Annotated in this window: 13 protein-coding genes; 12 read left to right on the forward strand and 1 reads right to left on the reverse strand. The window is 48.1% G+C overall.

The genetic code is table 11. The features are described 5' to 3' along the window. The first annotated feature begins 116 nt into the window (after nucleotides 1-116). The 12 genes from KDK19_RS14465 to acpS all read left to right on the forward strand — a co-directional run bounded on the left by KDK19_RS14465 (nucleotide 117) and on the right by acpS (nucleotide 10,839). Entirely contained in the window at nucleotides 117-866 is a 750-nt protein-coding gene (locus KDK19_RS14465; RefSeq protein WP_257292237.1) for a sigma-E factor negative regulatory protein, read from the forward strand. A gap of 37 nt (nucleotides 867-903) precedes the next feature. Beyond that, complete coding sequence (locus KDK19_RS14470; RefSeq protein WP_257274645.1) at nucleotides 904-1,980, forward strand: MucB/RseB C-terminal domain-containing protein; 1,077 nt, start codon at nucleotides 904-906, stop codon at nucleotides 1,978-1,980. After that, nucleotides 1,977-2,456, forward strand: coding sequence for a SoxR reducing system RseC family protein (locus tag KDK19_RS14475; RefSeq protein WP_257274646.1), 480 nt, complete (start codon nucleotides 1,977-1,979; stop codon nucleotides 2,454-2,456). Before KDK19_RS14470 ends, KDK19_RS14475 begins: the two co-directional genes overlap by 4 nt. Before the next feature lie 71 nt (nucleotides 2,457-2,527). Then, nucleotides 2,528-3,952, forward strand: coding sequence for a DegQ family serine endoprotease (locus KDK19_RS14480; protein WP_257274647.1), 1,425 nt, complete (start codon nucleotides 2,528-2,530; stop codon nucleotides 3,950-3,952). Between the two features lie 188 nt (nucleotides 3,953-4,140). Next, nucleotides 4,141-5,940: a translation elongation factor 4 gene (gene lepA, locus KDK19_RS14485; protein WP_257274648.1), complete on the forward strand. Its 1,800-nt coding sequence runs from the start codon at nucleotides 4,141-4,143 to the stop codon at nucleotides 5,938-5,940. A gap of 162 nt (nucleotides 5,941-6,102) precedes the next feature. After that, complete coding sequence (gene lepB, locus KDK19_RS14490; protein ID WP_257280707.1) at nucleotides 6,103-6,921, forward strand: signal peptidase I; 819 nt, start codon at nucleotides 6,103-6,105, stop codon at nucleotides 6,919-6,921. Between the two features lie 89 nt (nucleotides 6,922-7,010). Then, the gene (locus tag KDK19_RS14495) at nucleotides 7,011-7,388 is read left to right on the forward strand and encodes a DUF4845 domain-containing protein (protein ID WP_257280706.1); all 378 of its coding nucleotides are present in this window, start codon (nucleotides 7,011-7,013) and stop codon (nucleotides 7,386-7,388) included. Further along, nucleotides 7,385-8,074, forward strand: a complete 690-nt coding sequence (rnc, locus tag KDK19_RS14500; RefSeq protein ID WP_257280705.1) for a ribonuclease III — start codon at nucleotides 7,385-7,387, stop codon at nucleotides 8,072-8,074. The genes KDK19_RS14495 and rnc overlap by 4 nt, the downstream gene beginning before the upstream one ends. After that, the gene (gene era, locus KDK19_RS14505; protein WP_257280704.1) at nucleotides 8,071-9,012 is read left to right on the forward strand and encodes a GTPase Era; all 942 of its coding nucleotides are present in this window, start codon (nucleotides 8,071-8,073) and stop codon (nucleotides 9,010-9,012) included. Before rnc ends, era begins: the two co-directional genes overlap by 4 nt. After that, complete coding sequence (recO, locus tag KDK19_RS14510; RefSeq protein ID WP_257252959.1) at nucleotides 9,012-9,725, forward strand: DNA repair protein RecO; 714 nt, start codon at nucleotides 9,012-9,014, stop codon at nucleotides 9,723-9,725. The genes era and recO overlap by 1 nt, the downstream gene beginning before the upstream one ends. Further along, a complete protein-coding gene (gene pdxJ / locus KDK19_RS14515; RefSeq protein WP_257252961.1) occupies nucleotides 9,722-10,468 on the forward strand; it encodes a pyridoxine 5'-phosphate synthase in 747 nt (248 codons plus the stop codon). The genes recO and pdxJ overlap by 4 nt, the downstream gene beginning before the upstream one ends. Next, nucleotides 10,465-10,839: a holo-ACP synthase gene (gene acpS, locus KDK19_RS14520; protein ID WP_257274148.1), complete on the forward strand. Its 375-nt coding sequence runs from the start codon at nucleotides 10,465-10,467 to the stop codon at nucleotides 10,837-10,839. Before pdxJ ends, acpS begins: the two co-directional genes overlap by 4 nt. A gap of 274 nt (nucleotides 10,840-11,113) precedes the next feature. On the opposite strand, the gene KDK19_RS14525 is transcribed toward acpS, so the two are convergent. Further along, nucleotides 11,114-12,067, reverse strand: a complete 954-nt coding sequence (locus KDK19_RS14525; protein ID WP_257292238.1) for a DUF4116 domain-containing protein — start codon at nucleotides 12,065-12,067, stop codon at nucleotides 11,114-11,116. Nucleotides 12,068-12,452: the final 385 nt, after the last annotated feature.

The raw sequence follows: 12,452 nt of genomic DNA on the forward strand, positions 1-12,452 counted from the left end.
GACCAATTTATTGCAACCGCAGTAGGACAGCCTTAAGTCCGACAGGCTGCTAGATAACAGGCCGTTACAGCCTTTAGGGAGGAAAATGACTCCCTTAGAGGATTCATTTTCGTATTATGTTGACTGAAACTGCTGATACTTTTTGCATCGTGTATCAGCTGGACCGGGAGACCAGAGGTATGCCAATGAGTGAGAAAACACCTCACAATCATGCCCAGGAAAGGTTGAATGAGTCGCTGTCCGCAGCAATGGACGGTGAAGCAGGAGAGTTTGAGCTTCGTCGAGTGCTGGATAATATCGGCAGCGATGAAGACTTGCGAGATAAAGCTCGCCGATATCAAATGGTGGGTGACGCACTGCGGCATGAAACCAACGAATTTGTGAATATCGATTTGTCAGCCGCTATTCGTGACAGGTTGAAGTCTGAGGTACCTCAATCTGTGGCCAAAGAGACATCTGCTTCCAGCCAGGGCGTTCTTGAGGTTGTTGACCGGTGGTGGTCTAAAGCGGGGCGAGTAGTGGTTGCTGCTTCTGTTGCATTGGCTGTGCTGCTGGGTGTGAAAAATTACAATTCTACCCCTGAAGCTCTGCCTCTGGTAGCATCGGTAACTGATCAAACGACATTGTCACAACCAGTACAAATTGCTCAAAACGGCTACGGTGCTGCTGGAATTCAGGCGGGATACAGTTCTCGTCAGCATGACAGTATTACCCCGGAACAGCTCGCACAGGCACAGAGTGTTGCTGACAGGGCTATCAGGGAGCGTTTCAGGGCGTATGCGCTTCAGCATGCTGAAATGAGTGCCATGAATTCAGGACAGGGAATCCTCCCTTTTGCGCGCTTGACCACTTTTGAATCACAATGAGTCTATGAAAGGAATTCGATTGAATAGGGGGCATTTAATGCCTTTGCTGCTGGTCTTACTGGTAGCACTGGAGGGTCACGCATTTCCTGTTGACCAATCATCAGAACCTGCTGGTCAGTCATCAAAGCCTGCCGGTCAGTCATCAAAGTCTGTCGGCCAGTCATCAAAGTCTGCCGATACGCCTGAGAAATGGTTGGAAACCATGATTCAAGCCACTCAAAATCTTACCTATCGCGGACACTTTGTTTACCAACAGGGTGCTAACCTAGAAACCCTGGCAGTGGCGCACACGCTTCAAAAAGTGGGTGGCAAGTCAGAAGAGCTGGAAAGTATTGCTTTTCTGGATGGATTGCCCAGAGAGATGGTTCGTCAGGGAAAGATTATCACTTTCGCCAGTGCTGGAAGAGAACCCACAAGATTTGAACATGAGTCTCTGGTTCCGATGGTGGGACGTTTTACTTCCGGTCATTTTGACAACCATTACAAGCTGAAGCCAGCCGCTCTGGATCGTATAGCGGGTCGGGAAGCTGTTCAGCTGCTGGTGGTGCCAACGGATCGGTTTCGTTATGGTTACCAATTATGGCTGGATCGTCGAACCGGTCTGCTCCTCAAGTCCGTAATGGTAGATAGTGAAGGCAGGATCATTGAGAGAATGCAATTCACCAGCCTTGAGCTTCCGGGAAACCTGACCTCTCAAGAGCTGGAGCGCTTAAAGCGAAAACTGCCTGCATCAACAGGTAAGAATGTGGTAAAACTGAGTGGCAAATCCGTTCCTGGAAAGGCGGAATGGAGCTGGGAAACTGGTTGGATACCTGAAGGTTTTTCGCCTCATGGTCACAGCAGCAGAAACTCAGCCGTCAGCAGTCAGAAAGTGGATACTCTGAACTTTTCTGATGGATTGGCCAGCTTTTCAGTATTTGTTGAGCCCGACGAAACACGGGTATTGAGTCAGGCCACCGAGCAGATAGGCTCTATGGCAGCAGTATCCAAAGTGTTCCGTAACGGTGAAAAGTACTTTCATGTCACTGTTCTGGGTGAGATTCCACTGGGTACGGCCGAGAGGATAGCAGTTTCAGTTCGCCCCAGAGAGCAGAGTCAGAAGGCAGATAAATGATCGAAGAAAAAGGCAGGGTTGTGGCCGTTGGACAGGATGATGTCTGGGTAGAGACCATTCGCAAAAGCACCTGTTCCAGTTGCAGTGCACGTAATGGCTGTGGTCAGAGTCTGCTTGAGAGGTATCGCCCCAATAGGCAGCAGTCGTACATCCGCGCTATGAATGGCTTCTCCATTCAAGAGAATGATCAGGTCGTTATTGGTATACCCGAAAGTGCCCTCATGAGAGCATCGGTTCTCCTTTATCTGTTGCCATTGATAGGCATGATGGGGTCAATCTGGCTTGCCACTGTTACTGGCTGGAATGATTTTTACACTGTCTTGTCTGCTATAGCAGGCCTTGCACTCGGGTTTATTCCCGTACGTATGCGGGGTCAATCAACCAGCGACATGTGTCGCGTTAGAGTGATAAAGGTACTACCCCGGAAGGTGGTCGAGCCTGAATTAATGAAAACCGGCCAGTCCTGGTCAGCATAAACATTATAATTTTTCATCCACATTACCCATGCTGGGTCTCTAATCACAAGGTGTAAGGAGAAGTCAGGTTCATGAACAGGGTCAACCTTCTCTTCAGGAACTTTATTTGTTTTCTGAGTCTCTCGCTGCTTTCGGTGCAAATGGTTCAGGCCAGTGAACTACCGGACTTTGCCCGATTGTTCGAAGAGGCCTCGCCCGCTGTCGTTAATATCAGTACACTTGCGGCCCCAAAACAGGGGCGTGCGCAAATTTATGGTCCGGGTGGCGAAGAGTTGCCCGAGATATTTCGTCGCTATTTCGGTTTGCCCATGCCTGATGCTCCCTCTGGTAAGCCGCAACCAATGTCTCTGGGTTCCGGATTTATCATCTCTAATGATGGTTATATCCTCACCAACAATCATGTGGTTCAAGGTGCAGAAAAAATCATTGTCAGGCTGCATGATCGCAGTGAGAAAGTCGCCAGGCTGATTGGTGCCGACAAACGTTCCGACCTGGCGTTGCTGAAAATTGAGAGCAAAGGCAATTTGCCTGTCGTGAAGATGGGCGACTCTCATGATGTCAGACCGGGTCAGTGGGTGGCAGCTATTGGCTCGCCATTCAACTTCGAATACTCCATCACCAAAGGTATTGTCAGCGCTCTCAACAGGAGTCTGCCCAGTGATGCCTATGTTCCATTCATTCAGTCAGATGTGCCGATTAATCCAGGTAATTCCGGTGGCCCGCTGTTCAACATGAAGGGCGAAGTGATCGGTATTAATTCCCAGATATTTACCCGCTCTGGCGGTTTCATGGGGCTGTCTTTTGCTATTCCATCGGATCATGTTGAGTGGGCTATTGAACAGCTGAAGGAAAAAGGTTACGTCACACGTGGCTGGCTAGGTGTAGCTATCCAGGAAGTGGATCGCGACCTGGCAGAGTCTTTTGGTCTTGAAAAGCCAAAGGGGGCCCTAATCAGTCAGGTTGTACCCAGTGGTCCCGCGGACAAAGCCAAGTTGCATCCTGGTGATATCATTACCAGTGTCAATGGCCGTGAAATTATGAGTTCTGGTGCTCTTCCCATGGCTATTGGAGTCATCAAACCCGGTGACAAAGCAGCTCTTGAACTGATTCGCGAAGGCAAGAAAGAAATCGTTAAGGTAAAAGTGGGTGAGTTGCCCGATGAGCAAAGCCAGCATTCAGAGCATCCTGCTCTGGACACGGATAAGAAAGAGAATCGTCTTGGCATTCAGGTCGAGGGTCTGAATGATGACTATCGCAACAAGTTGCGTCTAAACAAGGATATCAAAGGAGTGGTGCTGACTGGTGAGATTTTAGGTGTGGGTCGATCCATTGGTCTTCGTCAGGGAGACGTTATCACAGATCTGAACAATAACCGTATTGAATCGGTCAAGGACTTTAATAAGGTGGTGGCTGATCTTCCAAAGGATCGCCCTGTTTCCATGAGGGTGATTCGAAGTGGGCAATCTGGTTACATCACGTTCCGACTGACCGAGTAACCAGGCTTTGATCAGGGTTTCAAGTCTTCAGGGGTGATCTGTATCTTCAGATGCTGTAGACTCCGCCTCTATATACAGCAGCTTCGCGCCTTTATTTCAGGCTCGCAGATTCCCTGCAAGCTGAACAACAGTCCTCGTGAAAGAGATTGAACTCTGAGCGGGGACAAATTTTTTGTAGTGATGCAATCGTGAGCGACTTAAGTCATATCAGGAACTTCTCCATAATTGCCCATATCGACCACGGTAAGTCGACGCTGGCAGATCGCTTTATCCAGACCTGTGGAGGGTTAAGTGATCGTGAAATGCAAGCTCAGGTTCTCGACTCCATGGAGCTTGAGCGTGAGCGTGGTATTACCATTAAGGCTCAGAGTGTCACACTGGATTATACCGCCAAAGACGGTATCACCTATCAGCTAAATTTCATCGATACACCCGGGCACGTTGATTTTTCCTATGAAGTTTCACGTTCTCTATCCGCTTGTGAAGGTGCTCTTTTAGTGGTGGATGCCGCCCAGGGCGTTGAAGCACAGTCTGTGGCGAACTGCTACACCGCAATCGAGCAGGGGCTGGAAGTGATGCCAGTACTCAATAAAATGGATTTGCCTCAGGCAGAACCTGAGCGTGTGGCGCAGGAAATCGAAGAAATTATCGGTATCGATGCCCTGGATGCCGTCCGCTGTTCTGCCAAGAGTGGTCTGGGTATTGACGATGTGCTTGAACGTCTGGTTCAGACCATCCCTGCGCCGCAAGGCGATATCGACGGTGAGTTGCAGGCCCTGATTATTGATTCCTGGTTTGATAATTATCTGGGTATTGTATCACTGGTGCGTGTCAAGAACGGCACCTTGAAGAAAGGCGACAAGGTGCTTGTTAAATCGACCGGTCAGACCCATGGCGTAGATAATGTGGGTATCTTCTCTCCAAAGATGAACGCTATCGGCGAACTGAAAGCGGGTGAGGTGGGCTATGTTATTGCTGGTATCAAGGACATTCATGGTGCACCTGTAGGTGATACCCTGACGCTGGCAAAAACACCGGATGTTCCGGAACTACCAGGTTTTCAGAAGGTCAAACCTCAGGTCTATGCTGGCCTTTTTCCGGTCAGCTCAGACGACTTTGAGTCTTTCCGTGAAGCTTTGGAAAAACTTAGTCTTAATGATGCTTCTCTGTTCTACGAACCTGAGAGCAGTGATGCCCTGGGCTTTGGTTTCCGCTGTGGCTTCCTCGGTATGCTGCATATGGAAATTATTCAGGAGCGTCTTGAGCGTGAATACAACCTGGATCTGATTACCACTGCGCCGACAGTAATCTACGAGGTTGAGCTGAAAAATGGCGATCTGATTGAGGTGGACAACCCATCTAAACTGCCAGATCCTGCCGGTATCCAGGAAATCAGGGAGCCTATTGTTCAGGCGAATATTCTGGTTCCCCAGGATTATCTTGGTAATGTGATCTCCCTGTGTGTAGAACGTCGGGGTGTTCAGAAAGACATGCAGTTCACTGGCAGTCAGGTAGCAATAACCTATGATATGCCTATGAACGAGGTGGTTCTGGATTTCTTTGACCGCCTGAAGTCTGTCAGTCGCGGATTTGCGTCTTTGGACTACAGTTTTGATCGTTTTGAGATGGCCAACATGGTGAAACTGGATATTCTGATCAACGGTGAGAAAGTCGACGCACTGGCTCTTATTGCTCATAGAGATCATGCTGTCTCCAGGGGGCGTTCGCTGGCTGAAAAGATGAAAGAGATCATCCCTCGCCAGATGTTTGACGTCGCCATTCAGGCTGCAGTAGGTGGTCAGATTTGTGCACGAACCACTGTCAAGGCGCTGCGCAAGAATGTAACTGCAAAATGTTACGGTGGTGATGCATCTCGTAAGCGTAAACTGCTTGAGAAGCAGAAAGCGGGTAAGAAGCGAATGAAACAGGTGGGTCGAGTTGAAATCCCTCAGGAAGCTTTTCTTGCTGTACTAAAAGTCGATAAATAATTGACCTATGGACGAGAAATTTCAGGTGTTCTAATTGAGTAGCTTGTCAAAATCGGCGGGCTTTTCGTAAACATGACGAACTATTCCGTTGAAGCATTGTTAACTCCCGCTTCAACAGTAATATTGGTAGAAAAAAGATCGGGTATCTGAGAACAAATAACCATGGATATTAATTTTCCACTGCTTCTGGTGCTGGCGGTTTTTATTACAGGTCTGGTTGCGCTGTTCGACAGGCTGGTATTATTGCCTAAAAGAAAGGCGGCTATTGAGAGCTTTAAGTCCGGTATGGGTTCTGAGCCTGATCAGGAAGCCCTGGCCAGACTGGAGAGAGAACCCGGTATTGTTGAAACCTGCAAGTCGATATTTCCGGTTTTGACACTGGTGCTGGTAGTGCGATCTTTTCTGTTTGAGCCCTTTCAAATTCCCTCGGGTTCCATGATCCCAACCCTTCAGGTGGGGGACTTTATTTTGGTGAACAAGTTTGAATACGGACTTCGTCTGCCGGTCATTGGTACCAAAATTGTTTCCATCAATGAGCCTCAACGCGGCGATGTTATGGTGTTCAAGGAACCAGATAATCCGAATATCAATTTCATCAAGCGAGTGATTGGTATACCGGGTGATGAAATTCGCTATTTGAACAAGAAGCTGACTATTAATGGCCAGCCTGTTCCTGAGAAATACATTGCCCAGCTGAGAGATCAGAGTCGAGCTTATCAGTTGTTTGAAGAGAGCATTGATGGCAAAAGCTTTGAAATTCGCAAAGACCTTGGTGTCAGAAGTCTGCGGGCTGAAGGTGTTTGGGTCATACCCCATGGGCAGTATTTCATGATGGGTGATAACCGTGATCGAAGCAACGATAGTCGTTACTGGGGGACCGTGCCCGAGAAAAATATTGTCGGTAAAGCGGTTTATATCTGGATGCACTGGCCAAGCTGGACTCAGCTGCCCAGTTTCAAAAATAATGGCATAATAAATTAATTATTCCTTCGGTTCGGCTCTGTCGCTCATGGTGCCAGAGTGGTTCCGGGGTTTAAATAGCAGATACTAATAACTCGGCGGGAGGGATCATGACCGTTGCAAAAAACAGACAAAAAGGACTGAGTACTTTGGGCTGGCTGGTAGCTATACTGGTCGGTGGTTTTATGATCATGTTGACTATCAGGGTGGCACCTGTCTACCTGGATGATTATGCCATCAAGAAAGTCCTGAAGTCTCTGGATACCAAGCCGGGTATTGAGGGAGCAAGCGTGCAGCAGGTAAGAGAGTGGCTCGACAAGGGGTTGCTCACCAACCGGATCCGACTGGAAGGGGAAGAATCCAGTGTCCTGCTGGATAAGGGTAAGTCGGTGGCGGTTGAAATCAACTATGATCGTCGTGTACATCTGATACACAACATTGATCTTGTATTAACTTTTGAACATAACTGGAACACTAAATCTCAGTGAAGACTGATGAACTTGCCCGGCTGGAACGTCGGCTGGGCTATACATTTTCTGATCGCAGCCGACTCGAACTGGCTCTGACCCACAGAAGCTGTGGCAGCCGCAATAATGAACGGCTCGAATTCCTTGGGGATTCGATCGTTAACTTTGTCATCGCAGAAGCTCTGTTTGAGCGCTTTCCTGATGCCCGGGAAGGACAGCTTAGCAGACTGCGTGCCCGTATGGTGCGAGGAGCGACACTGGCTGAAATTGGTCGTGAGTTCCAATTGGGAGACTCTTTGCGACTGGGTTCGGGTGAGTTGAAAAGTGGCGGTTACCGTCGTGAATCCATTCTGGCGGACGCAGTAGAGGCGATTATTGGTGCCATCTATCTGGATGCCGGTATGGAAACTTGCCGAGAGCGTATTCGCAGCTGGTTTGCTGATCGATTGTCAGAGCTCTCCGTAACCGATCAGCAAAACAAGGACCCTAAGACCCGTCTGCAAGAGTATCTTCAGGCTCGTCAGAATCCGCTGCCAAAATATCGGGTATTGAATATTCAGGGTGATGCCCACGATCAGGTGTTTACTGTTGTTTGTGAACTGGAAAGTCTGGATATCACCAGTGAAGGTCAGGGACCCAGTCGTCGTGGGGCAGAGCAGCAGGCTGCCCGTTTTGCGCTGGAAAAACTGCGAGTGGATAATTCATGAATTCAGCCGTGACCGGACCTGAAGCAGTGACTGAAGGTCAACGATGTGGCTATGTCGCTATCGTCGGACGTCCTAATGTAGGTAAATCAACGCTTCTCAACCATATACTGGGACAGAAGCTGTCCATTACCTCACGTCGCCCCCAGACGACACGACATCAGGTTCTCGGTATCAGGACGGAAGGCAATGTGCAGACCATTTTTGTGGATACGCCCGGTATGCATAAAGTGGAAAAGAAGGCCATTAACCGTTATATGAACCGTGCTGCCAGCAGTGCGCTGACCGGTGTTGATGCCGTTGTGTTTGTCGTCGACCGTCTGACCTGGAGCGAAGAAGATCAGCTGGTACTGACAAAGCTGAGTCATGTCAGCTGCCCGGTTATTCTATTACTGAACAAGGTCGATCGCCTCAAGGAACGCAAAGAAGAGCTGATGCAGTTTTTGCAGGAAGTGTCTGATAAGGCGGACTTCAAAGCTATTATTCCAGTGTCGGCTTTGCACGGTCATAATTTGAAAGAGCTGGAAAAATTGATTGATGATCTGATGCCCGAGAGCATTCATTTCTTCCCGGAAGACCAGATCACTGATCGCAGTTCCCGCTTCATGGCTGCTGAGCTGATTCGTGAAAAGATCATGCGTCAGTTAGGAGACGAACTGCCTTATGAAATGACGGTTGAGATCGAAGAGTTCAAACAGGAGATGCGTCCAAAAGGCCCGTTGCTGGTCATCAGTGGCCTGATTCTGGTCGAACGTTCCAGCCAAAAGTCAATTGTCATTGGTGACAAGGGTTCCAGACTTCGCCAGATTGGTCAGGAAGCCCGAATTGATATGGAAAAAATGTTCGACAGCAAGGTTATGTTGAATCTCTGGGTTAAGGTCAAGGGAGGCTGGTCTGACGATGACAGGGCCCTAAAAAGTCTGGGCTACGACTTTGATTGATGAATGAACTGAGCGCAGCCTGGATGCTTCACAGCAGGCCTTATAAAGAACGTTCTGTTATTGCTGAGTTTCTGGTGAAAGATCATGGCCGTATCGCAATGGTTATCAGGGGTGTTCGCCAGACAAAATCCCGCTCCCGGGCTGTTCAGCCTTTTACACGGCTCTTCGTCAGCTGGCGGGGGCGATCAGAATTGAAAACCCTCAGCAGCTTTGAAACTGCTGATGCCCTTCATCTGAAGGGACAGTCGCTCTACTGTGGTTTTTATATGAATGAGCTCTTGATGCGTTCATTGCTCCCAGGCCAGCCTCTGGATGGGCTATTTGAGTTGTATAGCGTTGTATTGGAGCAACTCACTACGGGCGCTCCGCTGCAACCCTTGTTGAGAGTGTTTGAGATTGAGTTGCTGGAAATGACCGGCTATGCCCCGTCGTTGACTTCTGATGCTGCATCAGGGGCAGATATACAACCTGATCTGCTCTACGAATTCAAAACCGGAGTAGGTTTTTTACCTGTTCTAACGATCAGGGAAAAAGATCGGCCCCGTTATTTTTCCGGAGAGCTGCTAGTGTCTCTGGCAGAGAGACGTTTTGACAACGTTCAGCATTTTCCGGGTTTTAAACGATTAACCCGTTTGGCACTGGCTCCCCTGGTGGGAGAGAAGCCGCTGAAAAGTCGGGAATTTTTCCTTACCAGAGAGAAGTTTGTCTCATGATTCCGCACAACCGCATCCTGCTGGGTGTGAACATTGATCATATAGCAACCATCCGTCAGGCCCGGGGAGGCACCTATCCTGATCCGGTTCAGGCCGTCATAGAGGCTGAGCAGGCGGGAGCTGATGGCATTACTCTGCATTTGCGCGAAGATCGTCGTCACATCCAGGACCGGGATGTGAGGCTGATTCGAAATGTGCTTCAGACGCGTATGAATCTGGAAATGGCTGCTACGGAAGAGATGTTGGCCATTGCTGAAGAGGTTTTGCCTCACGCGGTGTGTCTGGTGCCCGAAAAGCGTGAAGAACTGACCACAGAAGGTGGGTTGGATATTGTTGGGCAGATGTCTTCCATATCTTCAGCCTGCTCTCGAATGGCTAACGCTGGTATAGAAGTTTCACTTTTCATTGATCCGGATCTCAATCAGATTGAAGCTTCTGCTCAAGCGGGTGCTCCGGTTATTGAATTGCATACTGGTGCATACGCTGAGGCAGAAACACCTGAAGTTATGCAGGCAGAGCTGGAAAGGCTAAAAGAGGGCACTGATTTTGCCCTGTCTAAAGGGTTGATAGTGAATGCCGGGCACGGTCTGAACTATCAGAACGTGGAGCCTGTGGCTGCTATCAATGGCATTAATGAGTTGAATATTGGTCATTCTATTATTGGTCGCGCATTCTTTACCGGTTTGAAAACGGCCGTAAAAGACATGAAGACCTTAATGCTGAGAGCTTCTCTTCATAAATGATTGCAGGTATAGGCACGGATATCGCCCGTATCGCACGATTTAAGAAAATCCTTGAGCGGCGGGCAGAAGCCTTTGCTCGCCGTATTCTTACGGATTCTGAGCTGAAAACCTTTAGGTCTCAGCCTCAGCAGGCAGCCTGGCTGGCCAAACGCTTTGCCGCCAAGGAAGCTGCTTCCAAGGCTCTGGGGACCGGGATAGGCAAGGTTTCTTTTCGGCATCTTGAGACATTCAGTGATGAGCAGGGAGCGCCTCATATGCGTTTTTTGGGGCATGCGCTTGAACTTCAAAAAGAGAGGGGGATCAAAGCGATTCATCTGAGCCTCTCTGATGAAACCGAACATGCTCTTGCTTTTGTCGTTCTCGAAAGCTAGCCCTTATTTGTTTTTCTTCACAACAAAATCTGTCTTGACGCCGTAGACCGACATCTCGATATGAATGACCTCCATAAAGTCACTGGCCGAAGTGATAAAATCATGCTTACGGTCAAAAACATGGTTTCCCGAGCTGTGATTAAACTCCAGATCATGACGGCATAATTGATGCCGCCTGGTCTTTCCAGCGTATTCCTGACTTGTTAAATGCGCACTTCAACCAGACTCTTGTATGCGGTCTCTAATCAGGCAGGGCACCCCGCATGATATTGGCCTATTTCCTGAATCCATCGTCCTGGTTCCGGATTGCAGCTTGAATATCCGGATCAGACTTCAGTCTGTCGCTGAGGAATTCATAGATGAAGGCGTCTCGTGAGAGCAATGGCAGGACAAAGTCCTTGTCATTTTTAAGGGACTCAGTGGCAAGGCTAACAAAGTAGTGAGCGTAAGGATTTTCCTCAATGAGTCTCTTTAACAGGGCTTCATCGTTTTTTACCATCGGCCCAGCAAGAGAGTAGTTTCTGATGGCTGACAGAACCACATCAAGGTCATTTTTGAGACGATTGCTGGCATAACTTAATAAATTTCCTTGCTGTTCTACGGCAGATTTAACTATTTCTTTATCATCATTAAATCTGTCAGCGATATAACTGAATATCCTTGGATTTTGCTGAACCAGAAAAAGCACCCTTTCCCTGTCGTGATCTAAGTCAAATTCTTCACGCAAGATTGGAATAAAAACCTCCAGGAAGCCGGTCTCAATGGCCATGTGAGCAAGCAGTTCATTGGTTATTCTTGCAGCAACATTCGGTTGAAGGTGTTTGGTCATAGCGGTAAGGATCTGCCGAAGTTCCGCATCTCTATCAGGAATTCTAGCTCTCATAAGCTGGTAGTAAGCTTTTTCGGCCATTTGAAAGAAGAGTTTGTATTTGCCATCCAGATAATCTAAGAACGTATAATCATAATGAAATTCTTGCGGCATAAACCGTGTTGTAATGGCATCTAATACCAGACAATGTTTGAATATCCAGTTATTGATAGGTTCGTCCAGTCCGTTTTGGGACTTTTTAACCAGGGTTTCAAAATGCCACTTGTTGGTATTTTTACTGCGATTAAATTTGTTGAGTAAAACATCCATGGAGGCCAGTCCTGACAGAATGGTCACCAATTTTACAAAGGCCTCTTGTGATTCTGATGTTGAATCAACTTGAGTGTATTCTATGGTCATTTTCCCTGCACTTTGATTGAAACTTATCGCCATTGGCCGTGAATTTCTATCAATTGATGCACAGCGGAGTGTCTGGACCAAAAACCAGAATCGCTTAAGTTTACCCTGCAAATCTTCGTTTTTATTGTCTTGGGAAAAATTATCAGAGATGTCGAGGCGGAGTGTACGGCCCTTGCCTCCCTCGGCCTGTTACAACATGGTTATGGTGCAGACATGTATTTCGAGGGTGGCATTAATAGAAGCAGCATTCACCATATTAAGCATGCGTAGCTTGACTACGTTAAGTTTGGTCAGTACCTGGATGCAATTGTCATTTAATAGTCCGGAAACCGGTAACTTTCAAGGTAGATGTCGCCTCAACTTATGCAGCTAAATCACAATGCTG

This window comes from Endozoicomonas sp. ONNA1, from assembly GCF_024606325.1.
Taxonomy (GTDB): Bacteria; Pseudomonadota; Gammaproteobacteria; order Pseudomonadales; family Endozoicomonadaceae; genus Endozoicomonas_A.

Excerpts from the sequence above, each read along its gene's own strand:
- acpS (WP_257274148.1), top strand. The coding sequence starts at position 10,465 with ATGATTGCAGGTATAGGCACGGATATCGCCCGTATCGCACGATTTAAG.
- KDK19_RS14470 (WP_257274645.1), top strand. The coding sequence starts at position 904 with ATGCCTTTGCTGCTGGTCTTACTGGTAGCACTGGAGGGTCACGCATTT.
- recO (WP_257252959.1), top strand. The coding sequence starts at position 9,012 with ATGAATGAACTGAGCGCAGCCTGGATGCTTCACAGCAGGCCTTATAAA.
- KDK19_RS14525 (WP_257292238.1), bottom strand. The coding sequence starts at position 12,067 with ATGACCATAGAATACACTCAAGTTGATTCAACATCAGAATCACAAGAG.
- pdxJ (WP_257252961.1), top strand. The coding sequence starts at position 9,722 with ATGATTCCGCACAACCGCATCCTGCTGGGTGTGAACATTGATCATATA.
- lepB (WP_257280707.1), top strand. The coding sequence starts at position 6,103 with ATGGATATTAATTTTCCACTGCTTCTGGTGCTGGCGGTTTTTATTACA.
- KDK19_RS14480 (WP_257274647.1), top strand. The coding sequence starts at position 2,528 with ATGAACAGGGTCAACCTTCTCTTCAGGAACTTTATTTGTTTTCTGAGT.
- KDK19_RS14465 (WP_257292237.1), top strand. The coding sequence starts at position 117 with ATGTTGACTGAAACTGCTGATACTTTTTGCATCGTGTATCAGCTGGAC.
- KDK19_RS14475 (WP_257274646.1), top strand. The coding sequence starts at position 1,977 with ATGATCGAAGAAAAAGGCAGGGTTGTGGCCGTTGGACAGGATGATGTC.
- era (WP_257280704.1), top strand. The coding sequence starts at position 8,071 with ATGAATTCAGCCGTGACCGGACCTGAAGCAGTGACTGAAGGTCAACGA.
- KDK19_RS14495 (WP_257280706.1), top strand. The coding sequence starts at position 7,011 with ATGACCGTTGCAAAAAACAGACAAAAAGGACTGAGTACTTTGGGCTGG.